The sequence below is a fragment of the Chitiniphilus eburneus genome, from assembly GCF_005048205.1.
Taxonomy (GTDB): Bacteria; Pseudomonadota; Gammaproteobacteria; order Burkholderiales; family Chitinibacteraceae; genus Chitiniphilus; species Chitiniphilus eburneus.
The window spans coordinates 212,329-234,936 of record NZ_SUMF01000001.1 but is presented as its reverse complement, the minus strand read 5'-3'; the positions used below and the strand labels follow the sequence as shown (position 1 = coordinate 234,936).

The window sequence follows — 22,608 nt, the reverse complement described above, 5'->3', positions numbered from 1 at the left end:
CTTAACAAGAACGATTCTTGTTTTCTCATCTGGAGCCTGTTTCATGCGCCGTACCGCAACCCTGCATCGACTGACCCCGCTAGCCCTGGCCCTGGGCCTGTTGCTCGCATCGCCCATCGGGAGTGCGGCGGATGCCGGCGCCCCGGTGGAAATCAACATCGCCGCCCAGCCATTGGGACAGGCGCTGAACGAACTGGCACGGCAGGCCAGGCTGCAACTGATCGTCGCGCCCGAACTGGTGGCGGGCAAGACCGCGCCGGCGGTGCAGGGCAAGTTGTCGGCGGACGAGGCACTCAAGCGTCTGCTGGCCGGTAGCGGCCTGGAGGCGAGCAACGATCAGGGCACGGTGGTGGTGCGGACGGCGGTGGCGCCGCGCGAGGCGACGCTGCCGGTGGTGACGGTGAGCGCCAGCGCGCTGGAGGATGCCCAGGGGCCGGTGTATGGCTACGTCGCCAAGCGCAGCCGCACCGGCAGCAAGACCGATACCCCGCTGCTGGAAATCCCGCAGTCGGTCACCGTGATCACCAAGGAGCAATTGCAGGATCAGGCGATCCAGGGCGTGGATCAGGCATTGCGCTACAGCTCCGGCGTGATGGGGGGCGCCTACGGCCCGGATGCGCGTAGCGACTGGCTGCTGGTGCGCGGCTTCACGCCCGCCATCTTCATGGACGGCCTGGGCATGCCCAGCGGTACCTGGACCGGCGCTTCGCGCGTCGAACCCTATGGGCTGGAGCGGGTGGAAGTGCTGAAGGGGCCGTCGTCGGTGCTGTACGGCCAGTTGCCGCCGGGCGGCATGGTCAACCTGGTGAGCAAGCGGCCCACCGAAGACCCGTTGCACGAGATCGGCCTGGAGCTGGGCAATTTCGACCACAAGCAGGCGACGCTCGATTTGAGCGGGCCGCTCAATGAGGACCGCACCTGGTTCTACCGCCTGACGGCGCTGGCGCGCGACAGCGAGACCAATGTCGATTACAGCGACGACAAGCGCTATTTCATCGCTCCCGCGCTGACCTGGAAGCCGGATGAGCGCACCTCGCTGACGTTGCTGGCCCGCTACCAGAAGGCGGATACCGGCAACGCTGGCGGCTTCCTGCCCGCGCAGGGCACCGTGTTGCCCAATCCCAACGGCACCATTTCGCCGTCGCTCAATACCGGCGAGCCCGATTTCGACAAATACGAAAAGGAAATGACGTCGGTGGGCTACGAGTTCGCCCACGTGTTCGACGAAACCTGGACCGTGCGGCAGAACCTGCGCTACGCCGAAACCAAGGTGATCCACGACGTGGTCGGCAGCCTGGGGCTGCAACCCGACCTGCGCACGCTCAACCGCTACACTTACACCCCGCACGACAAGTCGAAGATCTTCGCCGTGGACAATCAGGCCGAAGCGCGTTTCGCCACCGGCGCGGTGGCGCATACGCTGCTGCTGGGCCTGGATTACCGCACCACTGACGACGATTATTCCTCCGGCTTTGGCACCGCGCCGACGCTGGATGTGTTCAACCCGGTCTACGGTGCGCCGATCACCATGCCTGCCGACAGCTATCACATCGTCCAGCAGCAGCGTCAGACCGGGCTGTATCTTCAGGACCAACTGAAGTACGCGAACTGGGTGCTGACACTGAGCGGGCGCCAGGACTGGGTGAGCACCGATGCCGACAACAAGATCGCCGGCACCTCCACCACGCAGCATGACAATGCATTTTCCAGCCGTGTCGGCCTGAACTACCTGTTCGATTCGGGTGTAGCGCCTTATGTCGCCTATTCGCGCTCGTTCCAGCCCACGCTGGAGCGCGCGTTCGACGGCGCGGCGTTCAAGCCCACCACCGGCGAGCAGGTGGAGGCCGGCGTGAAGTACCAGCCGACCGGCACCAACCACATGATCACGCTCGCGGGTTATCGCACGGTGCAGAGCAACGCGCTGACCGTCGACCCGGATCACCTGTTCAACTCGGTGCAACAGGGCGAGACGCAGGTACGCGGGGTCGAGTTCGAGAGCAAGTTCAACTTCGGCAACGGCTTCAATGTCATGGCGTCGTACACCTTCAGCGACAGCGAAGTGACCAAGAGCAACGACCCGGCCACCCTGGGCAAGCAGGTTGCCCTGCTGCCGCGCCATCAGGGCTCCCTCTGGGCCGACTACACCTTGTCCGGTACGCTGGCCGGCCTGGGCTTCGGCGGCGGCGTGCGCTACGTCGGTTCGTCGTACGGCGACGCGGCCAACGAATGGAAGTCGGACGCCTACACGCTGCTGGATCTGGTGGCGCATTACGACGTGCGCGACTGGCGTTTCCAGCTCAACGTGAACAACGTGACCGACAAGGAATACGTCTCTGCGTGCAATAGCATCAACTGGTGCTACTACGGCTATCCGCGCACCACGACGCTGTCGGCGCGGTATCGCTGGTAGTGCCTGGGGGGACGCAATCCTGGCTGGTGTGCTGATCGATGTATGCCCCCGGCGAAGCCGGGGGCGCTGTATCGATGGCTGCCGGCAGAGGCCCATCCTGATCGATTCCACTTTCCCCGCCCTCGCACACACCTTTATGTGCTTGGGCATCGCGAAGTGTGCTGCCGTGATACGGGCACCCGGCCAAGCCGGGCGCTCGCCAAGGCGGCATGCAAGGAATGGGGCTTCCTGGTCGATTCCACTCCCCCCGCCCTCGCACACACCTTTATGTACTTGGGCATCGCGAAGTGTGCTGCCGTGATACGGGCCCCCGGCCAAGCCGGGCGCTCGCCATGGTGGCATGCAAGGAACGGTGCTTCCTGGTCGATTCCACTCCCCCCGCCCTCGCCGCCGCGAGGGAGCCTCGCTGCGCTCGCGGGTGGCTTGATCGGCGGCGGGGTGGGGCATGGTGGCAGGTGGAATTTTCCGGGAGATGGCGGTTCAGGTCGATTCTCCTGTCGCTGCCATGGCAAAACCATTGCGCTTTGCATATCCCTCTCATCCCTCGCTTTGCGAGGGCGTTTCCATTTTCAGGGCTGGCCTGAATGAAATCTGATCGTTCCTCGTCGCAAGCCGTTGGCGGCGCGGCCTACAAGCGCTGGTACTGGCTCCACAAGTGGTCCAGCCTGGCCTGTACGTTGTTCCTGTTCGTGCTGTGCCTGACCGGTTTGCCGCTGGTTTTCCATCACGAGATCGACCACGCGCTCGGCAATGGGATCGAGGCGCCGGCGATGGCGGCGGGGACACCCCATGCGCCACTCGACCGCGTGGCGGCGGCGGCGCTGGCGCAGCGGCCGGGCGAGGCGATCCAGTACATGATCTGGGAGGCCGACGAACCCGATCTGGTGCAGGTGGTGATCGGCCAGCGTGCCGATACGCCACCGGACGATACGCAGACCGTGGTGCTCGACGCGCGGACCGCACAGGTGCTGGGCGCGCCCAATTTCAACGAGACGCTCATCTTTTTCCTGCTCAAGCTGCATACCGATCTGTTCCTCGGGCTGCCAGGCAAGCTGTTCCTGGGGTTCATGGGGCTGCTGTTCGTCGTCGCCGTGGTATCGGGCATTGCCGTGTATGGGCCGCTGATGCGCAAGCTGGATTTCGGCACGGTGCGCCGGCACAAGGCGCGGCGAATCAAGTGGCTGGACCTGCACAACCTGCTGGGTATCGCCACCATGGCGTGGGTGCTGGTGGTCGGCGGTACTGGCGTGATTGCCTCATTGGCCGACCTGGCATTGCAGGCTTGGCGTTACGACCAGCTCGCCGCGATGATTGCGCCCTACGCGGGCAAGCCGTTGCCGAAAAACCCGGCGTCGCTGGATCGTTCGATGGCCAGCGCGGTCGCGGCCGCCGACGGTATGGTGCCGTCGTTCATCGCCTTCCCCGGTACCCGCTTTTCCAGCCCGCATCATTACGCGGTGTTCATGCGCGGCGAGGCGCCGCTGACGCGGCATCTGCTCAAGCCGATGCTGGTCGATGCCGAAACCGCAGGCCTGACCGATCGCCGTGAGCTGCCGTGGTACATGACGGCATTGCTGGTGTCCAAGCCGTTGCATTTCGGCGACTACGGCGGCATGCCGCTGAAGATCATCTGGGGCCTGCTCGACCTGATCACGCTGGTGGTACTCGGCAGTGGCCTGTACCTGTGGTGGGTGAGGCATCGCGCCGCGCGCCCGGCCACGGCAGCCCGCAATGTGGCGGTGGAGGTGGCGCCATGAGCACCTTGTCCACCGTGCGGCGTGTCTGGGGCATGCCTTTGGCGCTGTCCGGCGCCACGTTGTTCGGCTTGCTCGCCTGTCTGCTGGCCACCGGTATCTGGCACGTGCTGGGCTGGCTGGCGCTGGCATGGCCGCTGTGGACCGTTGCCCGCCATTCATTTCGGCGATAAGCGCGCGGCGGGGCTTGCGCAGGCCGCCGCAAATGCGTAGAATGCCTTTTCTCCAGTTTGCGATTTTGATTAAAAATCAAAGACTTAGGAGTTGCAATGCAGGTTTTGGCATTGCATGCAGCAATGCACCGCGCACCCGTAGCTCAGTTGGATAGAGTATCTGGCTACGAACCAGAGGGTCGGGCGTTCGAATCGCTCCGGGTGCGCCACTTTTTCGTCACGTTGTCAGCAGCACCGACAGCGCGCCTCGTCCCCATCGTCTAGAGGCCTAGGACACCACCCTTTCACGGTGACTACCGGGGTTCGAATCCCCGTGGGGACGCCAGTTAAAAAACGGCCCAGCAGTAATGCTGGGCCGTTTTTCATTTGTGGCCGAAATGGAAGGCCAACCCCAGATCCTGAAACACGGAGAGCAAAGAGAACACGGAGTCACACAGAGAAAGCAAGGCCCGGGCAGGTCCCGTTCTGTGTGTTGGTATCTTTCTCCGGGTTTTCTCTGCGTTCTCTGTGATCCAAGGTTTGGGATTCTCGGTTGCCTGTTTTTTAGTGCCCCCCGCAACCAGTCCCCGTCGTCGCATGCAGTGGGATCGTCGGGGTGTCCTGTTCCTGCCAGCGGTAAGCGGTGCTGGCCGTGGTGCCGCAGGCGCAGCAGCTTTTGCCGCAATCGCCGCCGCCGATTTCGGTGACCTTTCCCTTGCGTATCCAGTGGGCGATCACGCCGCGCACCATTTCGGGGTCACTGTCGAAGCGGGCGGCCAGGTCGGCCAGGCTGGCCTGGCCGCGCTCGCGCAGGTATTGCCGGATATCGCTCGGGGTCATGCCGCTTCTCCCAGCTGGATGCCCGCCAGCATGGCCAGGCGCAGTCGCCGGCCGCGTCGATACATGGCGCCCAGCGCCAGCACCGCGCACAGGGCGATGGCGATGATCCAGGTCAGCGAGCTGGCCGGATGCGCGGACAATGTCGCCACCTGATAGAACAGCACCGCCACGCCGTAGCCGAAGCCGCTGGTCCAGGCCGCCATGAACATCGCCCAGCGCAGGCCGGCTTCGCGATGCACCGCGCCCAGCACCGCCACGCACGGGAAATACAGCAGGATCAGCAGCATGTAGGCGAAGGCGGCGGCCGGGGTGCCGAAGAGGTGCGCCATCGCACCGAAGGTTTCGACCGAGACTTCCTGCTCCGAGGCGGCGGCGGTGGCGTCGCCGGTTTCGCCCAGCTTGATGCCGAGCGGGTCCGTCAGCTTGTCCGCCACACTGGCCAGGTTATCCGGGATGGTCATCACTGCATCCTTCAGACCGGCCACCAGATCGAACGGCACTTCGGGCTCCGCGGCGGTGTCTGCGGCGGCGGCGTCCAGTTGGTCGTAAAGCGAGTTGAGCGTGCCGACCACGGCCTCCTTGGCCAGCACGCCGGTGAAGATGCCGACGGCGGCGGGCCAGTTTTCCTCGGTCACACCCATCGGCGAGAACGCCGGGGCAATGGTCTTGCCGATGTGCGACAGCACCGAATCCTGCGTGTCCTCGTGGCCGAAGCTGCCGTCCATGCCGGTGGCGTTCAGCACGTTCAGCACCAGCACCATCGGCACGATGATGCGCCCAGCCTTGAAGATGAAGCTGCGCAGGCGGCTCCAGGCGTGGATCAGCACGCCCTTGAAGGCGGGCAGGTGGTAGCTGGGCAACTCCATGATGAAGGGGGTGTTCTCGCCCGGCAGCAACGTGCGCTTGAGCGCCAGCCCGGTAAGCACGGCGGCGGCGATGCCGATCAGGTAGAGCAGGAATACGATGTTCTGACCGCCGGTGGGGAAGAACGCCACGGCGAACAGCGCGTACACCGGCAATCGCGCACCGCACGACATGAATGGCGTCATCGCCATGGTCATCAGGCGGTCGCGCTCGTTTTCCAGCGTGCGGGTCGCCATCACCGCCGGCACGTTGCAGCCGAAGCCGACGATCAGCGGCACGAACGACTTGCCCGGCAGCCCGATGGCGCGCATGAAGCGATCCATCACGAAGGCGGCACGTGCCATGTAGCCGGAATCTTCCAGGATGGACAGGAAGATGAACAGGCAACCGATCACCGGGATGAAGGTAGCCACGGTCTGGGTACCGCCACCGATGCCTTGCGCCAGCAGCACGATCAGCCATTGCGGCGTGCCGATCGCCCCCAGCGCGTGGCCCAGGCCATCGACCAGCACGGTGCCGACGGCCACGTCGAAGAAGTCGATGAAGGCGCCGCCGATGTTGATGGTGAACATGAACATCAGATACATCATTACCAGGAACAGCGGAATACCGAGCACGCGGTTCAGCACCACCTGATCGATGCGGTCGGACAGCGTGCGCGACAACTGGCTGGAGCGCCGTACGGCGGCTTTGCCGATCCGGTCGATGAAGGCATAGCGCGCGTCGGCGGTGACGATGTCCAGCTCGTCGCCCAGGTCGGTTTCCACCTGCTCGCGCAGCGTGGTGGCCTGTTGCGCCAGCGTGGGGCCGATCGCTTTGCAGGCCATGGCATCGCCTTCCAGCGCCTTCAGCGCCAGCCAGCGGGCGTCGGCGTTGCCTTCGGGGGCCGCTGCTTCGCGCAGGCGATCGACGGCGACGGTCAGCGCGTCCGGATAAGTGGGGCGTGCGGCGGAAGGCACGATCTCGCCGGCCTTGGCCAGCACATCCTTGAAGGCGCCGATGCCCTTGTTGCGCGCGGCCACCATCGGGATCACCGGGCAGCCGGTTTCGCGGGCCAGCGCATCCAGGTCGATGACGATGCCCTTGTCGTCGGCCATGTCGGTCATGTTCAGCGCGATCAGCACCGGGACGTCCATTTCCAGCAACTGGGTGGTCAGGTACAGATTGCGTTCCAGATTGGCGGCATCGACGATGTTGACGATCACGTCGGCTTCGCGCGACAGCACGTAATCGCGGGATATCGCTTCGTCCAGCGAGCTGTCGTCGCCCAGGCTGTCCAGCGTGTAGATGCCCGGCAGGTCGATCACTTCGATCTCGCGGCCGGCATGGCGCAACTGGCCGGACTTGCGCTCCACCGTCACGCCGGGCCAGTTGCCCACCCGTTGGCGGGCGCCGGTCAGTGCGTTGAATACCGTGGTCTTGCCACAGTTCGGGTTGCCCAGCAGGGCGACCACCAGCGTCTGGTTTTTCATGCCATGGCCTCGTCCAGATCGATGTTCAGTGCGGCGGCTTCGGCGCGGCGCAGGCTCAGTGCGAAGCCGCGCACGCTGATTTCCACCGGATCGCCCAACGGTGCCAGGCGGGTCACGGTGAACGGCGTGCCAGGTGTCAGGCCCATGGCGAGCAGGCGCTGGCGATAGGCCCGGCCACCAGGGGCAAACCCTTGCACGCGGCCGCGCTGGCCAACCTTCATCTGATCGAGGTTCATGATTGCTCCGGGGAATTGGAAAGGGGTTCGGACGTCACCAGCACCTGTTGCGCCAGGCCACGGCCCAGCGCCAGCCGGCTGTTGCCCACGGCGACCACCAGGTTGCCGCCCTGACGTTGCGTCAGGCGCACTTCACAACCGGGAAACAGGCCCATGCCAGCCAGTCGCTCGCAGGCATTGCCGCTGGCGGTCAGCCGCACCACGCGCAACGGGACATCGAGCGCGGCCAGGGGCAGGGGAAAGTGGAGCGGATCGGCGGCCATGGGGAGGTTCCGTGGCGAGTGAGGTCAGTAATGACCATGATTCTCATTGCCGCAGGCTGTGGGGGACTTGATATGAGTCAAGGCCGGCCGTGCATCGACTACCGTTTGCCATTGTCATTTGTGGCGCCGCCCGACGGCGGGGCTGCCGTCGCGGCCGATGCCGGGATGGCGCGCGTGGATGGCCCTGCTGATGCGCTCGGGATGGTGGGTAAGGCCGACGCGCTTCCCACCCGGTGGCTTCCCACAGGGTGGGTTGAGGCAATCCCTTGCGTGGACAACGGGTTCAAGCTCCCGTGCGGCTGCTACCGCGTACTATCAACCGCACTGGCATCACCTCGTCGGCTCCTGTGCCATCGGGATGCAGCAAGCGGCGGATGCCGGCCTGGCCCAGCCCCGGTTTGTCCACCGCCACGCTGCTCAGGCCGGGATTGGCCTGCGCCGCGGCGGCGATGTTGTCGAAGCCGACGATGGCCAGTTGTTCCGGCACGCGCACGCCCAGCTCCGCACAGGTGCGCAGCGCCGCCAGCGCGGCCGCGTCGTTGAAGGCGAACACCGCATCGGGCGGATGGGGCAGGGCCAGCAACGCGCGCAGCGCGGCCGCCGCATCCTGTTCCAGCGCCTCGCCGTCGGCGACCAGCACTTCCAGTTGCGGGTCCGCCAGGATGCCGGCGTCGTACAGCGCCTGCCGATAGCCCAGCGCCCGCTGGCGCACGCTGTAATGCGCGGGCGAGCCGGAGAGATAGGCGATGTTGCGCCGCCTCTGTTCCAGCAGATGGCGCGTCGCCAGATAGCCGCCCTGGCGGTGGTCGGGATTCACGCTTGGCAGGCCATCGGCCCACATGTCGATCAGTGCCAGCGGCAGGCCGGTGCCGCGCAACAGGTGCAGCAGTTCCGGCTCGAAAAAGCCGGCGCACAGCAGCGCGTCGGGTGCATGCAGTTCCACCTGCTCCAGCACTGGGTCGGTCGGGCCGAGCGAGAGAAAGCTCAGCGCCATGCCGGCGTCGCGGCATGCTTCCTCGGCGCCGTGCAGTACCTCCGAATAGAACAGGTTGGCCGACAGCGGGCTGTGTTGCCGGTGCAGCAGGAACAGCACGCGCCGCAACGGCTTGCGCCGCAGCCGCCCGATGTCGTAACTCAGTTGCGCGGCGACGGCGCAGACATGGGCACGCGTGGTCTCGGTCAGGCCCGGTTGGCCCTTGAGTGCCCGCGATACGGTGCCGACCGAGACGCCCGCTGCATGGGCGATGTCGCGCACGGTGGCCGCCATCTCAATACCTGCCTTTCAGCAGATGAGGGCGTTGCCCCGCCAGCGTGACGATCAGTTCGCCGAACAGGGTGTTGGCCCAGGCGAACCAGGCGCGGGTGTAGTGCGCGGGGTCGTGCACATCGAACGATTCGTGCATCAAGCCAGTGCCGGCGTCGCTCGCGCGCAGCATGCGCAGGCAGTCGGCGATCTCGGCGTCGTCATCGCTGGTCAGCGCGCGCATGACGATGCCCATCGGCCACACCATCGGCGCCAGCGTATGTGGGCTGCCGACGCCGGCCAGCCCGAGCGCGGCATCGCTGAAATACCACGGGTTATCGTGCGACAGCGCCAGCGCGCGCGTGGCGCGGTAGACCGGATCGTCCGCCGTCACGTAACCCAGGTAGGGCAGCGACAGCAGGCTGGGCACGTTGCCGTCATCCATGAACAGCGCGTTACCGAAGCCGTCCACCTCGAAGGCGAACACCTCGCCGTGCACCGGATGGTGCACGATGGCATGACGGCGGATCGCCTCATCCACCTCGTCGGCCAGCGCGCGGCATTCGGCGGCGAAGGACGGATCGCGATACAGCGCATCCACCAGCTCGGCCAGTTGCCGCAGCGCGACCACGGCAAAGCAGTTGGACGGCACCAGGAATGGCAGCACGCAGGCGTCGTCGGACGGCCGGAACATCGATGCGATCAGCCCGACCGGGCGTGCGGGGTTGCCCCAGCCGTCGCACGGCAGCGTATCCGATTGCCATGCGGTCAGGCGGCGAAAGCGGTATGGGCCGCGATCCCGCTTGCGCTGCTGCGCGCGCAGCGTGTCCAGCACCGCGCGCATCGCCGCCAGCCAGTCTGCATCGAATGGCGCGGCGTCCCCGCTGGCGTGCCAGTAACCATGCGCCAGACGGATTGCGTAGCAGGGTGAATCCAGCTCCCACTTGCGCTCATGCAGTTCGGGGCGCATCTCGGTCTGGTCGCTGGCCCATTCGCTGTCGCCGGGGCCGTCGTTGAAAGCGTTGGCATACGGATCGAGCAGCAGGCAGCGCGCGTGGCGCCGTACCAGCCCGGCCACCATGTGGCGCAGCGCATCGTCCTCGCGCAGCAGCGGCAGGTAGGGCCACACCTGCGCCGCGCTGTCGCGCAACCACAGCGCGTGGATATCGCCGGTGATGACAAAGGTGTCGGGCTGACCACTGCCATCGTCGGGTGTATGCCGGACCGTGGTGTCCAGCGTGTTGGGATAGCACTGCGTGAACATGCGGCGCAGCGCCTCGTCGTCGATCAACGCGGCCACTTGCGCCAGCCGGGCTTCGACCGCCGCGCTGCGAAAACGCGGTGTTTCGGGGCGATGCGGCGCGTTCATGACAGGCAGGCCACGGGTTGGTCGCGCAAGCTGGCCAGCACTGCGCCCTGGGCGTCCGTGGCGAACAGCAGCGCTCGCCCGGCGGGCAGTTCGAAGCAATAGCCCTGTCGCGCATCGTGTACCGAGAGCGTTTCGTTCAGCGCGGATTCGTTTACCGCGATCCACAGCGCACCCTGGGCATAAGGCAGTTTTTCCAGGTAGATGCCGTGGGGAATGCCGCCATCACACCGCAACGGCGCGGTCACATCGGCTTGCGCCAGCGCGTGGCGGTACAGCGCGGCCAGCGTGTCCTCGCTGTCGGACAGCTCCAGCGGCAGTGGGCACCACAGCAATGTACCCGCCCCGCAGGGCTGCGCGTGGACCTGCGCCAGCGCCGCGCCGTCCAGCCGTCCCTTGAGCACACGGGCGATCTTTTCGCCGCCGAACGCGGCGCGATGGCGCTGGCCGTCGATGTCGCAGGCTTCCTCGCGCATCACGTTGGCGACGTCCACGCCGTTGCTGTCGAACAGCGAATCGGCCGGGTTCCAGTATTCGTCCAGTGACGCGGGCCCGGTCAGCAGCACCTTCACCGGCTGGATCGACAGCAACTGGCGCAGTTGCTGCCGCGCCTGGTTGGACAGTGCCTGCGGGCTGGGTACCAGGACCAGCGACGCGGGGTCGTCGTACAGTGCATCGAGGTGATATTCGCTCACGGCGCGTAGCGGCACGCCCAGTTGGTAGTGCAGCACGCGGACCAGCCGCTGCGTGGCTTCCTGCGCGCTGCGGCGATTGCCATAATCGTTGGCGTATGGGTGGACCACGGCCACCTGCGGTAGGCTGCGCTCGCGCATCAATGGCGCCACCTTGGCGAAGAACGCGCCGAAATCGCCGCTTACCGCTGTCTCGGGCTTGCGCGAGCCGTCGGCGCGGACCGCGCCGATGTGCGACTCGTTGATGTTGTCCATGTGGTAGTTGATGTTCCAGATCCACTGCACCGCGCCCGCGCCGCCGCCGGCGAAGGCATAGGCGTACTTGCGCTCCAGCAGCGCGGCCAGTTCCGCCTCGCCGCGCTTGCTGCGGCCGTTCGGATTCTCGACATGCATGATCCCGGTTTCCTGGATCAGCAGCGGCTTGCATGGCGTCTTGTTGAACAGCGTGTCCCACGCCAGTGCGTCGTTCAGCCACCAGCTATGCACGGTGGTGTAGTCCACCACACGGTCGTAGAAGAATGGTGCCGGGCGTTGCTGGCCCAGCGCTTCATCCTGGCCCACGGTGACGAGCGCATCGCCGGTGAGGGCGCGGATATGTTCGGTCAGGTCGGCGGCCCATTCGTTGTGCATGGCCTGGGTGAACAGCGTGTAGTCCAGCCAGATGCCGTGCTGGCGCGGCGCGATCTCGGTGGGGTTGAAGCCGATGTCCTCGGGTTGCGGCGGCAGCAGCGCGTCCCACGACGGCAATTGCGTCGGCGAGACATCCCAGCGGTTGCGCCACACGGCGAGCTCCGGCTCCCGGGTTTGCAGCCAGTGGCGGAACGCGGCCACTTCGTATGGGTCGCGTAGCGTGCGCGGTCCCAGGAAGATGCGCGCCGGGTCGAACAGCGACGGTTCGTTGATCAGGTCCCAGTGCACGCAGGTGCTGTGCGCGTGGCGTGCCACCACCGCGCCGATGAAGCGCTTCTGTGCGGCGCGGGCGCGCGGGTCCAGGTAGGGGTTGGCGCCTTCCCAGGCTTCGGGCGTGAAGGCGAAGAAGTTGAAGCAGGTTTCCAGGCCGTAGCGCGCGGCGGTGAGGATGAAGGCGTCGATGGCGCGCAACACCGCCTCGTTGGCATGGCCATCGACGAACATGGCGTGGCGCCAGCCGCTCCAGATGCCGGTGCGCACGTAGTTGATGCCCAGCGCGGCGAAGTCGCGCAGGTCGTCGTCCCACGCCGCCACGTTGGGCAGTTGCAGGAACTTGCGGTGTACGTCGCTGGCCATGTAGGTCATGCCGACGATGGGCAGCGGTTCGCCATCGCGCTCGAAATAATCGCGGCCGGCTTTCAGCCGGCTGCCGCGCGTGAGCAAGGTGTCGTCCCAGCCCCAGAAGCCCTGGCGCAACTGGCGGGTTTCGCCATCGTCGGCGCGCAGCGTGGCTGTGATGGCATAGGGGCCGGCGACCACGGCGAACGGCAGCGTCAGCCGTTGGGAAACCGGGCCGTGCGCGGGACGCAGCGTCAGCGCGGTGGCGAAGCAGCGCGCGCCGTTCGGGCCGGCGATGGTCAGTTCCACGCGCCATTCGCGGCTGGCGGCCGGCGAAAGGGCTTCGAGTTGTAGTGTCAGCGTCGGTACCTCGCCCGGCAGATAGCAGGCGAAATCGGGCTTGAGCCAGCATTCGGTGGCACCGTGCGCGGCGAATGACGCCCAGTCCAGCAGGGTGCGGGCGCCGCCATTGCCCCAGAACGCCGGGGTCGGATCGACGTTGACGAATAACCAGCGCCCGCCGGCACCGACACCACGATGGCGTTCGATCAGCACCACCGGCGCGGCAATGGGCGCGTCGGCGGCATTGCGGGCCAGCAGCAACGGGTAGATGTGCGCATCCATAGGGCCGGCCGAGCCGGAGTCGGCTGGCTGGTCCTTGTGCTTGGTCGGCATCAGCACGAAACCGTCGGTGGCCGCACCCGGTTCGAACAGCGTTTCGGCGCCGGCCAGTAGCGAGAACTCCTCGCCGACGGTCAGCCGCACCGCGTTTCCGGCATCGACCGCGAGCATCTCGTGGATGTCCAGGTCGCGGAACAGCGCGGCCTGCGGTGCCATGGTCGTGCCATCGTGGATCGGCTGCGACAGGGGCTGCCGGCCCAGCGACACCAGGCCGCCGCCCCGTTGCAGGAAGGCCAGCAGCGCCGGGTGGGCGGCCAGCGGGAAATAGCGGCCGTGGGCATGCAGCACCGCATCGCCCGCGCCCAGTGTGGCGAGCTGTTCGGCCAGTTGGGCGGCATCCGCCGTGACAGCGTGGCGGCGCCAGTGGGCCAAGGCGTCGGCATCGGGGGCGGTGCCGTCGAAGGGCAGTTGCGGATCGTGAAAGACGAGCACGGTCATGATGGGGTTCCTGCGTCGATGCGTTTCGCCCCGTCGGCGCCGGGCCGGCGGGGCGAGGGGGTTACTTCTTGCCGAGGCGTTCGTTCCAGTACGCCACCGCGCCGTCCAGCGCCTGCTTCACCGGCTTGCGTCCGGTGACGGCTTCTTCCAGCGCCTGCGCCAGCCGCTGGATCATCGCCGCCTCATCGGGCAGACCGGTCTGCACCAGCGTGCGCGCGGTCGCGCCCGAATTGGCGGCGGTGGCCCGGCCCTTGGCCGCCGGATCGCCCGAGGCCGCGCCTGCCTGGAAGTATGGATCGGCCAGCGCACCGCGTGAGGACGCCAGCGTGGTTTCCGTGGCGCGCGAGAACGCCAGCTGCGCCGCGTCGCTGGTGAGGAAGCGACCCAGTGCCACTGCCGCGTCCACATCGCGGTAGCCTTTGGGAACCGACCACATGAACAGGTTCCCCGGGGGCACGCCCGCCGCGCCCACCGGGTGCGGCGCCACGGCGGTCCGCGCATAGATGGCGGGCGAGTCGGTCTTGATGCGCATCAGCGCCGATGGCGCGGTATTCAGCATTGCCACCTTGCCGGCGCCGTACTGGGCGATCAGCGCTTCGAAATCGATGCTGAACACATCGCGCGGGATCGAGCCATCCTGGTAGGCGCGGGCATATTGCTCCAGCAGCCTGACGTGTGCCGGGCTGTTGAACACGGCGCGGCCATCCTTCACCAGCGGCAGGCCTTCCAGCAGGAACACCTGGGTGATGCCTTCCTCGTTCAGCTTGGGAATGAAGCCGGTGACGCCGGTGCGCTGTTTGATCTGGCGGGCGGCGGCGAAGGTTTCGGCGGTGGTCCTGGGCGGCATCTTGACACCGGCCTTGTCGAACAAGGCCCGGTTGTAGGCCAGCACCGCCACCTGGTTGTACCAGGGCAGGCCGTAGAGCTTGCCGCCGTAGCTCACATCGGCCAGCGCACCTTGGGTGTACACCTGTTTGAAGCCGGCCATTCCGGCATCCAGCGGTTGCAGCAGGCCTTGCTGTGCCATCGACGCCATCCATGGCACCGTCAGGTTGACGAGACCGGGTGGCTTGCCGCCTGCCACGGCGGCGATCACGCGCGCCTGATAGCTGTCCCAGGGTACGTCCACCCACACTGCCTTGACGTCGCTTTGCGAGGCGTTGAACTGCGCGGTGAGCGATTTCATCACCCCGTCGAACTTGGGCGACAGGCTGTTGGACCAGTACTCGACGGTGGTCTGTGCCTGGGCGGCGCCAGCGAAGGCCAGAACGAGCATGCCGAGGAGAATGCGCGGTTTCATGGGGGGCTCCCGAGGGGCGATAGCCGAAGGGCTATTCAATGGGCACACCGTAGAATCGTCATCCTGTTTAGTAAATCAAGGGAAATCCCCGATCGATCGCGTGCATGGCCGTACCCCGCTGGCTGCCTGATCCCCCGTCGGGTATCCACCAGCGATTGCGCAAGCGAAGAAAAAAAGCTGGTTGGCAACGACCGTTGTCATCACTAAACAAAATCGGTTCGAGCCACCGGTTCGCGGTGGAGATCCCGGTGGCACGTGTCCAGGCAGATAGCTGCAAGGCGTTCGCCGCGCTAAAGCAGGCCCTTGGTACAATCGCGGAATGTTCTCATTTGCCCTCGATACCCCTCCCGATCTGCCGGCCCTGGCCGCCTGCCATCCCGATTTGTTTCCCGCGTTGTACCAATCTTCGGGCGATAGCGGCTGGGACCTGTTGTTCGCGTTGCCGCAGGCGCGCCTGGATTACGCCGCAGCGGGGCAGCGCGCCTTTCTTGGCGATCTGGCGGGACTGCCGTTGGGCGGGACGCCGGCCGGGCCGCTGCCGTTCTACGGCGGCTGGGTGATCTATGCCGGCTACGAGTTGCTGGAGGCGTTCGAGCCCACGGTCGATGCGCGTCCCGAGGACGATTTCCCCCGTGCCGCGCTGGTGTACTGCCCGGCGGCGGTGCTGCTCGATCGTGCCACGGGGCAGGCGTGGCTGACGGCGGAAACCGTCGATCACCTGGAGGCGCTGCGCCAGCATCTGGTCGAGAGACCGGCCTGGACCGCCGCGCCGCTGACAGTGGCGCAGGTCGCGGAGGACGATCCCCAAGCATTCCTGGACGGCGTGGCCGCGTGCAAGCGTTACATCGTCGAGGGCGACGTATTCCAGGTAAACCTGTCGCGCGGCTGGGAGGTGATACTGGGCGAGGGCGATGCGCACGATCTGTACGCGCGGTTGCGGGCGGCCAACCCCGCGCCGTTTTCCGGGCTGTTCGACCTGGGTGGGGGGCGTCACGTGGTCAGCTCCTCGCCGGAGCGGCTGGTCAGCGTGCGCGGCAGCCTGGTGCAGACCCGGCCCATCGCCGGTACCCATCCGCGCGGCGCCACTCCCGAGGAAGACGATGCGCTGAAGGCGCGGCTGCTCGGGACGGTGAAGGAACGCGCCGAGCACATCATGCTGGTGGACCTGGAACGCAACGATCTGGGGCGGATCGCAGTGCCCGGCACGGTCCAGGTCAATGAATTGATGGCCGTGGCGAGTTACGCTTATGTCCATCACATCGAATCCAATGTGCGCGCCAGGTTGCGTGCGGGCCTCACGCCGCGCGATCTGCTTCGCGCGCTGTTTCCGGGCGGCACGATCACCGGCTGCCCCAAGGTACGCTGCATGCAAATCATCCGTGAGCTGGAAGACCGCCCGCGCCATGCCTACACCGGTGCGCTCGGTTACGTCGGCCATGACGGCCAGGCCGATTTCAACATCCTGATCCGCAGTTTCGTCATGCAGGGCAGGCAACTGGCGTTTCGCGCCGGCGCCGGCATCGTCGCCGACTCCGATCCCGTGCGCGAGCTGGCCGAGACCCGGCACAAGGCACGCGGCCTGCTGCGCGCGCTGGGAGTGGAAGCATGAGACTGGTCAATGGGGTTCCCGCCGATTCCATCACGCTGCTCGACCGGGGCTACCAGTTCGGCGATGGCGTGTTCTGCACGCTGCGTTGCGAGAGTGGTGGCCTGCGTTTCTGGTCGCGCCAGTATGCCCGGCTGGTGCACGATTGCACCGCGCTCGGCATCGCCGCGCCGGACGAAGCCACGCTGCTGGCCGACATCGCCACGCTGGAGCCCAATGATGCGGTGATCAAGATCATCGTCACACGCGGCGATTCCGAGCGTGGCTATGCCGCGCCGGAACATTGCGCGCCCAACCGCATGGTGCAGGCAGCGCCGCTACCGCAACGCCCACCCATGGATGGCGTGCGCGTGCGCTGGTGCGAAACGCGCGCGAGCTGGCAGCCGCGTCTGGCGGGCATCAAGCATCTGAACCGGCTGGAAAACGTGCTGGCGCGCGCCGAATGGCACGATCCGGCCATCTTCGAAGGCCTGCTGCTCGATCGCGACGGCCACGTGGTGGAGGGTGTGATGAGCAATCTGCTGGCGCTGTCGGGCCGCGTGCTGTTCACGCCGCGCCTGGATAGCGGCGGCGTGGCCGGCGTGATGCGCGAAGTGATGATGGAGGCCGCGCCGCAGATGGGCATGGCCGTGCGCGAGACGCTGCTGACGCCGGCCGCGCTGATGGCAGCGGATCGGCTGTGGCTATGCAACAGCGTGATCGGGCTGGTGCCGGTGCGCGAGCTGGCCGGACAGCATTGGGGCGCGCACGCGCTGGATATCGGCGTGGCCGCCAAGCTGGCTCAATTGGAAAAGGACGAAACGACGTGGTTGTAAAATTCCGTGCCCTGCTGATTCTGGCGCTGGCCGCCTCGACAGCGCTGGCCGCTGCTCCCACGCCAGCCCCTTATCGGGCCGATCCGGACAAGCTGTTGCGGCTGGAGCGGGAGCGCTGCGAAAAGCTGGTGCGTGAGCGCCAGTTGATCAAGACCCGGCTCACGCGCGAAACCTATCGCTACAACATCGAGAAGCTGAATGCCAGGCTGACCGAGGTGAACGCCGAGTACGACCGCTACGGCCGCTGCGCCCAGGTGATGCCGACCCCCACGCCCACGCCGTTGCCCACGCCGACCCCCACACCAAAACCGCGCGCCAAACGTTGACGGCGCCCGGCCCCGCGATGGGGTGGGCGCCGTCGCCGTGGTCGCGGAACCCGGTCAGTGCATCGTCGGGCCCGCGCCGGGCAGGGTGGTGTGCGGCGAGTGGCCATTGACGGCGTTGCCGTTCACGCCGGCCTCGGTGTGGGTCGGATGATGACCATGCGCCGCGCCGTTCAGCCCTGCGCCGTTGATACCCGCGCCGTTGGCGCCGGGATGTGACACGGGCTGCGTTTCCAGCCGTTCCAGCACCGAGAAGCGCGAGATGGCGGTGTAGCCGCCGTGCTCCAGCGCCGGGTCCAGCCGGATGCGATAGCTCTTGCCTTGCGCGGCGAGGTGGAACTCGCGATGTGCGGCAAAGAACGTGTGCGGCAGCATCAGGAAGCGATCGCTGGCGTTGGTACCCGCATCTGCGGCATACAGGCCGTGGAAGGCGCGCCCGCCCTGGAGCTGGCTGAGTTCCACCACCACCGGGTTGGCGGACAATCGTTCGATGCCCACGTGCACATGGCCGTTACGGTGCTTGGTGATGCGCCGGATGATGCCGACGGTGAAGGATCGGCCCTCGGTCTGGCCCAGCCCCACGACCTCGCCCACCAGCAGCTTGTCGTCGCCCTTGCCGCTGTAGTTCATGCCGTAGCCACCGCTGCTTTCGTTTTCCAGCACCCAGTGTTCGGCATCGATCAGGCGATGCCCGCCGCCGTTCTGGCCGCGCAGGAAGCGGATCACGTCGTCCAGCCCGCGCACCACCTGCACCCGTTTGCGGATGTCCTGGCGTTCGAAGCGACGCACCGGCGGCGGAATATCGCGCGACCACAGGTTCAGCAGCTTGTGCATCAGCTCCAGGTGGACCGGGTCGGCGGATTCCATCGGCAGCCCATGCGCCTCGGGCTTGGCGCCGCGGTCCAGTTGGTCGTGCACGTCACGGGCGTGCTGCACAAGCGCTTCGGTGAACCAGTAGCGCCAGTTGTCGCCCACCATGTCGCGGCGGAGCCGCTTGGGTGGGGTGGAGCCGGCGATGTTCACCGCGAACAACTGGCGGTTGGGGCGGATCTGAAGCTCCAGTTCAATGCGGCCGCTCCAGCGGCGCAACCAGTGCCAGACCAGTTCGATCTGCGACGGTTGCAGCTTTTCCGGATTGGACAGCGCCAGCATCAGCGGTTGCAGGTACTCGCGGCGCGCGTCGGTCAGCTCCGCTTCGGGGTAGGGCTGCACCGGCGTGGTGGTGACCTTGAGGTGTTCCGCATAGTGGTAGACGCGGTTCAGGTTGCGCCAGACACGGCCGTCGATCTCCATGTAGCGCAGGTAGCCCCATTTCACTTCCTGGTTGTAGTGCAGCAGCGAGCGCACCAGGAACAGGTGCAGTTGCTGTTCCAAGTGGCGCGTGCCGGCCTGCAGTGCCTGCTTGATGCACAGCCGGTAGGCTTCGGCCATCTGGTGCCAGTAGGCCAGGATGGATGGCAGCACCTGGTGTGGCGCGGCGTGATCGTCGATCAGGCTGCCCGAATACACCTCGATCAGGTGATCCTGAAGGCTGCGTGCTTTTTCATCCAGGTAGGGCACGGTGCGCATCCGCTCTTTCAGGCTGATGCGAGCGTTGCCGTTCAGTTGCCGCAACGCCTTCACGATCTCGATATGCGCTTGCAGGATGTCGCTCTCGGGCAACTCCTGCATGAACATGGTGGCGGATTTGTAGTCGTGGACGCCTTGCTGTTGTTCCCGACTGAACAATGCGCCGATCAGTCCTTTGAAATCGAACATGGCAGGGGTACCTCCCGTGTCAGCTAATTCTTGTCATATTTCTTCAGGTTATGTCAGTGGCACGCTACGTGCAACTGCCACGGAACGAACGGCCTAGCCGCTCGCAGGCGGCTTCCAGCCGCTGGACGGATTGGGTATATGCAAGCCGTACGAATGCTGGGTTTCCGCCGAAATCGGAGCCGGGTGTAATGGCCACTCCTTCGGTATGGAGCAGGCGCTGTGCGAAGGCCTCAGCGTTGTCAGTAAACCGTGAAAAATCTACCCAAAGGTAAAACGCACCTTGGGGTATGCAAGGCACTGTCAGCCCCATGTCGGAAATCAGCCGGTAAAGGTGGCGCCTTCGGTTATCAAGTTCCAACCTGCGGTTGTCTAGTAAAGCCAGCGTCTTGTCTGAAAACGCTGCCAAGGCCGCGTGCTGGGCGATGGTGGGTGGTGCGAGAAACAGGTTCTGCGCCAGTTTTTCCAGATCGGGTACCGCCCATTCCGGCGCGATCAGCCAGCCGAGGCGCCAGCCCGTCATCTGGAAGAACTTGGAGAAGCTATTGACGACGAAGGCGTCGTCCACCACCGACAGCGCGGTTTCATGGGGGCGGTCGTAGACCAGTCCCTGGTAGATTTCGTCGACGATCAGCGCCATGCCGCGTTCGCGGCATGCTTGCGCTAGCGCGGCGATTTCGGCGGGTTCCAGCACCGTGCCGGTTGGGTTGGCGGGGCTGGCGACCAGCGCCGCGACACTGCGCGCGCAGGCATGTTGCGCCACATGTCCGGCATTGAGCTGGAAACGGGTGTCGGCGCCAACCGGAATCGTGACCGGCCGCCCTTCGAACAGGCTGATCAGGTGGCGATTGCAGGGATAGCCGGGGTCGGCCAGCAGCACTTCGTCGTCGCGCCCCACCAGCAGCGCCAGGATCAACTGCAACGCTCCCGATGCGCCGGGGGTGACGATGATGCGGCGCGGATCGATCTGCACGCCGAAACGCTCTTCATGGAAGCGTGCGATGGCGTCGCGCAGCGCGGGTAGGCCGGTGGCGGGGGTGTAGAAGGTATGCCCGGCGGTCATGGCCTCGATCCCGGCCTGGACGATGGTCGGCGGCGTGGGGAAATCGGGTTCGCCGACCTCCAGATGGATCACGTCGCGCCCTTGGGCTTCCAGGGTTTTGGCGGCTTCGAGGATACGCATCACCTGGAACGGCTCGATCTGCGCCAGTCGTGAGGCGGCACGGGGCTTGGAAAGCATGGCTGTGGCTCGCTGTGATAAAGTGCGGGGTTTTCGGAATCGCTTCAATGCCTTGCCGTGGATGCCGCGTGCCAGGGCACGCAATGCGCTCCGCGGGGTACCCCACTTCAATAAGAAGTTCCGCTTTTGGCCTTGCCGTGTATATCAGGAAAGTCCGATTCCCTTGCATAGCCCCCCAAGAGAAGTGGTGGATGGCATGGGAATGGCAGGGCCGGTGACCAGGGCGGCTGGACGATTTTATTACCAATGGCCAGTGCGGCCGTTGGGGCAAGGACGAGACTACCCATGATCAGTACTTCCAATATCACGATGCAGTTCGGCGCCAAGCCGCTGTTCGAAAAAGTCAGCGTCAAGTTCGGCGATGGCAACCGCTACGGTTTGATCGGCGCCAACGGCTGCGGCAAATCCACGTTCATGAAGATACTGGGTGGCGACCTGGAGCCGAGCGCGGGCAACGTCAGCCTGGAGCCGGGCGTGCGCCTGGGCAAGCTGAAGCAGGATCAGTTCGCGTATGAAGATCAGCGCGTGATCGACGTGGTGCTGCAAGGCCACACCGAATTGTGGGACGCCATCCACGAGCGCGACGCGATCTACGCCAACCCCGACGCGACCGAGGACGACTACATGCACGCCGCCGAGCTGGAAGGCAAGGTGGCGGAATACGACGGCTACACCGCCGAGGCGCGTGCCGGTGCATTGCTGCTGGGCGCCGGGATTCCGATCGAGCTGCATACCGGCCCGATGTCGGAAGTGGCGCCGGGCTGGAAGCTGCGGGTGCTGCTGGCGCAGGCGCTGTTCAGCGATCCGGACGTGCTGCTGCTGGACGAACCGACCAACAACCTGGACATCAACACCATCCGCTGGCTGGAGGACACGCTGAACACGCGCGAATCCACCATGTTGATCATTTCCCACGATCGCCACTTCCTGAACCAGGTGTGTACCCACATCGCCGACGTCGATTACGGTGAGATCCGCATCTACCCGGGCAACTACGACGATTACATGCTGGCATCGACCCAGGCACGACAGCGCCTGCTGGCCGACAACAGCAAGGCCAAGGAAAAGGTCGCCGAACTGCAGGCGTTCGCCTCGCGCTTCGCCGCCAACAAATCCAAGAGCCGACAGGCCACCAGCCGCCTGAAGCTGGCCGACAAGATCAAGGAAAACATGGTGGAGGTGAAGCCCTCCAGCCGGCAGAACCCCTATATCCGCTTCGATCTGGATGGCAAGCAGAAGCTGCACCGCCAGGCATTCGAGCTGAGCAATCTCTCCAAATCGTTCGACAAGCCGCTGATCCAGAGTCTGGATCTGATCCTGGAAGCCGGGCAGAAGCTGGCGGTCATCGGCGGCAACGGCGTTGGTAAATCCACGCTGATGAAGCTGCTGGTCGGCGTGCTCAAGCCGGACGCTGGCATCGTGAAGTGGGCGGAAAAGGCCGAGATCGGCTATTTCGCCCAGGACCACGAGGAAGACTTCGCCGAGGACATGTTGCTGACCGACTGGCTCAAGCAATGGGGCCAGCCAGGCGATGACGACCAGGTGATCCGTGGCGTGCTCGGCAAGCTGCTGTTCAGCGGCGATGACGCCAAGAAGTCGGTCAAGGTGCTGTCGGGCGGCGAGAAGGGCCGGATGCTGTACGGCAAGCTGATCCTGCAACGCAGCAACGTGCTGGTGATGGACGAGCCGACCAATCACATGGACATGGAATCGATCGAATCGCTGAACATGGCGCTGGAGCTGTATGCCGGCACGCTGATCTTCGTTTCGCACGACCGCCAGTTCGTGTCCTCGCTGGCTACGCAGGTGCTGGAACTGAACGGTGACGGTACCTATAACCACTTCCTCGGCGGCTATGAGGACTACCTGGAAAGCCGTGGGGTGGCGTAACGGCGAAGGGTCGTTGCTGT

The 22,608-nt window shown here is 65.6% G+C and carries 17 protein-coding genes and 2 tRNA genes; 9 read left to right on the top strand and 10 right to left on the bottom strand.

Translation table 11 applies throughout. From position 1 onward, the window contains the following. Window positions 1-43 precede the first annotated feature (43 nt). The 5 genes from FAZ21_RS01150 to FAZ21_RS01135 all read left to right on the top strand — a co-directional run bounded on the left by FAZ21_RS01150 (window position 44) and on the right by FAZ21_RS01135 (window position 4,662). The gene (locus FAZ21_RS01150) at window positions 44-2,410 is read left to right on the top strand and encodes a TonB-dependent siderophore receptor (RefSeq protein ID WP_136771436.1); all 2,367 of its coding nucleotides are present in this window, start codon (window positions 44-46) and stop codon (window positions 2,408-2,410) included. Window positions 2,411-2,994: 584 nt separating this feature from the next. Then, window positions 2,995-4,167 (top strand): PepSY-associated TM helix domain-containing protein, encoded by a 1,173-nt coding sequence (locus FAZ21_RS01145; protein WP_136771435.1) that lies wholly within the window; start codon window positions 2,995-2,997, stop codon window positions 4,165-4,167. Continuing rightward, window positions 4,164-4,337 (top strand): hypothetical protein, encoded by a 174-nt coding sequence (locus FAZ21_RS20120; RefSeq protein ID WP_169307197.1) that lies wholly within the window; start codon window positions 4,164-4,166, stop codon window positions 4,335-4,337. The genes FAZ21_RS01145 and FAZ21_RS20120 overlap by 4 nt, the downstream gene beginning before the upstream one ends. Before the next feature lie 132 nt (window positions 4,338-4,469). Continuing rightward, a tRNA-Arg gene (locus FAZ21_RS01140) sits at window positions 4,470-4,546 on the top strand. A 40-nt stretch (window positions 4,547-4,586) separates the two neighbouring features. After that, window positions 4,587-4,662: transfer RNA gene (locus tag FAZ21_RS01135), tRNA-Glu, on the top strand. Window positions 4,663-4,880: 218 nt separating this feature from the next. Here FAZ21_RS01135 and FAZ21_RS01130 read toward each other — a convergent pair. From FAZ21_RS01130 to FAZ21_RS01095, 8 genes are all read right to left on the bottom strand, one after another. Beyond that, complete coding sequence (locus FAZ21_RS01130; protein ID WP_136771434.1) at window positions 4,881-5,156, bottom strand: FeoC-like transcriptional regulator; 276 nt, start codon at window positions 5,154-5,156, stop codon at window positions 4,881-4,883. Then, complete coding sequence (feoB, locus tag FAZ21_RS01125) at window positions 5,153-7,492, bottom strand: Fe(2+) transporter permease subunit FeoB (protein ID WP_136771433.1); 2,340 nt, start codon at window positions 7,490-7,492, stop codon at window positions 5,153-5,155. The genes FAZ21_RS01130 and feoB overlap by 4 nt, the downstream gene beginning before the upstream one ends. After that, a complete protein-coding gene (locus FAZ21_RS01120; protein ID WP_136771432.1) occupies window positions 7,489-7,728 on the bottom strand; it encodes a FeoA family protein in 240 nt (79 codons plus the stop codon). The genes feoB and FAZ21_RS01120 overlap by 4 nt, the downstream gene beginning before the upstream one ends. Then, the gene (locus FAZ21_RS01115; protein WP_136771431.1) at window positions 7,725-7,991 is read right to left on the bottom strand and encodes a FeoA family protein; all 267 of its coding nucleotides are present in this window, start codon (window positions 7,989-7,991) and stop codon (window positions 7,725-7,727) included. Before FAZ21_RS01115 ends, FAZ21_RS01120 begins: the two co-directional genes overlap by 4 nt. 283 nt (window positions 7,992-8,274) lie before the next feature. Continuing rightward, window positions 8,275-9,258, bottom strand: a complete 984-nt coding sequence (locus FAZ21_RS01110; protein ID WP_136771430.1) for a LacI family DNA-binding transcriptional regulator — start codon at window positions 9,256-9,258, stop codon at window positions 8,275-8,277. 1 nt (window position 9,259) lies between these two features. After that, on the bottom strand, window positions 9,260-10,603 hold the full coding sequence (locus FAZ21_RS01105; protein WP_136771429.1) for a glycoside hydrolase family 125 protein: 1,344 nt from the start codon (window positions 10,601-10,603) through the stop codon (window positions 9,260-9,262). Next, window positions 10,600-13,659 carry a glycoside hydrolase 5 family protein gene (locus FAZ21_RS01100; protein ID WP_136771428.1) on the bottom strand — a complete coding sequence of 1,020 codons (3,060 nt, stop codon included), beginning with the start codon at window positions 13,657-13,659 and terminating at the stop codon, window positions 10,600-10,602. The genes FAZ21_RS01105 and FAZ21_RS01100 overlap by 4 nt, the downstream gene beginning before the upstream one ends. A gap of 61 nt (window positions 13,660-13,720) precedes the next feature. Further along, window positions 13,721-14,959 (bottom strand): ABC transporter substrate-binding protein, encoded by a 1,239-nt coding sequence (locus FAZ21_RS01095; protein ID WP_136771427.1) that lies wholly within the window; start codon window positions 14,957-14,959, stop codon window positions 13,721-13,723. Window positions 14,960-15,278: 319 nt separating this feature from the next. Between FAZ21_RS01095 and FAZ21_RS01090 the strand changes: the two genes are divergently transcribed. The 3 genes from FAZ21_RS01090 to FAZ21_RS01080 are packed head-to-tail and all read left to right on the top strand — an operon-like array spanning window position 15,279 to window position 17,706. Further along, window positions 15,279-16,568, top strand: coding sequence for an aminodeoxychorismate synthase component I (locus FAZ21_RS01090; protein ID WP_136771426.1), 1,290 nt, complete (start codon window positions 15,279-15,281; stop codon window positions 16,566-16,568). Then, window positions 16,565-17,380, top strand: a complete 816-nt coding sequence (gene pabC / locus FAZ21_RS01085; RefSeq protein ID WP_136771425.1) for an aminodeoxychorismate lyase — start codon at window positions 16,565-16,567, stop codon at window positions 17,378-17,380. Before FAZ21_RS01090 ends, pabC begins: the two co-directional genes overlap by 4 nt. Further along, on the top strand, window positions 17,371-17,706 hold the full coding sequence (locus FAZ21_RS01080; RefSeq protein WP_136771424.1) for a hypothetical protein: 336 nt from the start codon (window positions 17,371-17,373) through the stop codon (window positions 17,704-17,706). The genes pabC and FAZ21_RS01080 overlap by 10 nt, the downstream gene beginning before the upstream one ends. A 54-nt stretch (window positions 17,707-17,760) precedes the next feature. On the opposite strand, the gene FAZ21_RS01075 is transcribed toward FAZ21_RS01080, so the two are convergent. Beyond that, window positions 17,761-19,461, bottom strand: a complete 1,701-nt coding sequence (locus FAZ21_RS01075; RefSeq protein WP_136771423.1) for a cyclic-di-GMP receptor FimW-related protein — start codon at window positions 19,459-19,461, stop codon at window positions 17,761-17,763. 64 nt (window positions 19,462-19,525) lie between these two features. Further along, window positions 19,526-20,698 carry an aminotransferase class I/II-fold pyridoxal phosphate-dependent enzyme gene (locus tag FAZ21_RS01070; RefSeq protein WP_136771422.1) on the bottom strand — a complete coding sequence of 391 codons (1,173 nt, stop codon included), beginning with the start codon at window positions 20,696-20,698 and terminating at the stop codon, window positions 19,526-19,528. Window positions 20,699-20,983: 285 nt separating this feature from the next. Between FAZ21_RS01070 and FAZ21_RS01065 the strand changes: the two genes are divergently transcribed. Further along, window positions 20,984-22,588: an ABC-F family ATPase gene (locus tag FAZ21_RS01065; protein WP_136771421.1), complete on the top strand. Its 1,605-nt coding sequence runs from the start codon at window positions 20,984-20,986 to the stop codon at window positions 22,586-22,588. Window positions 22,589-22,608 lie beyond the last annotated feature (20 nt).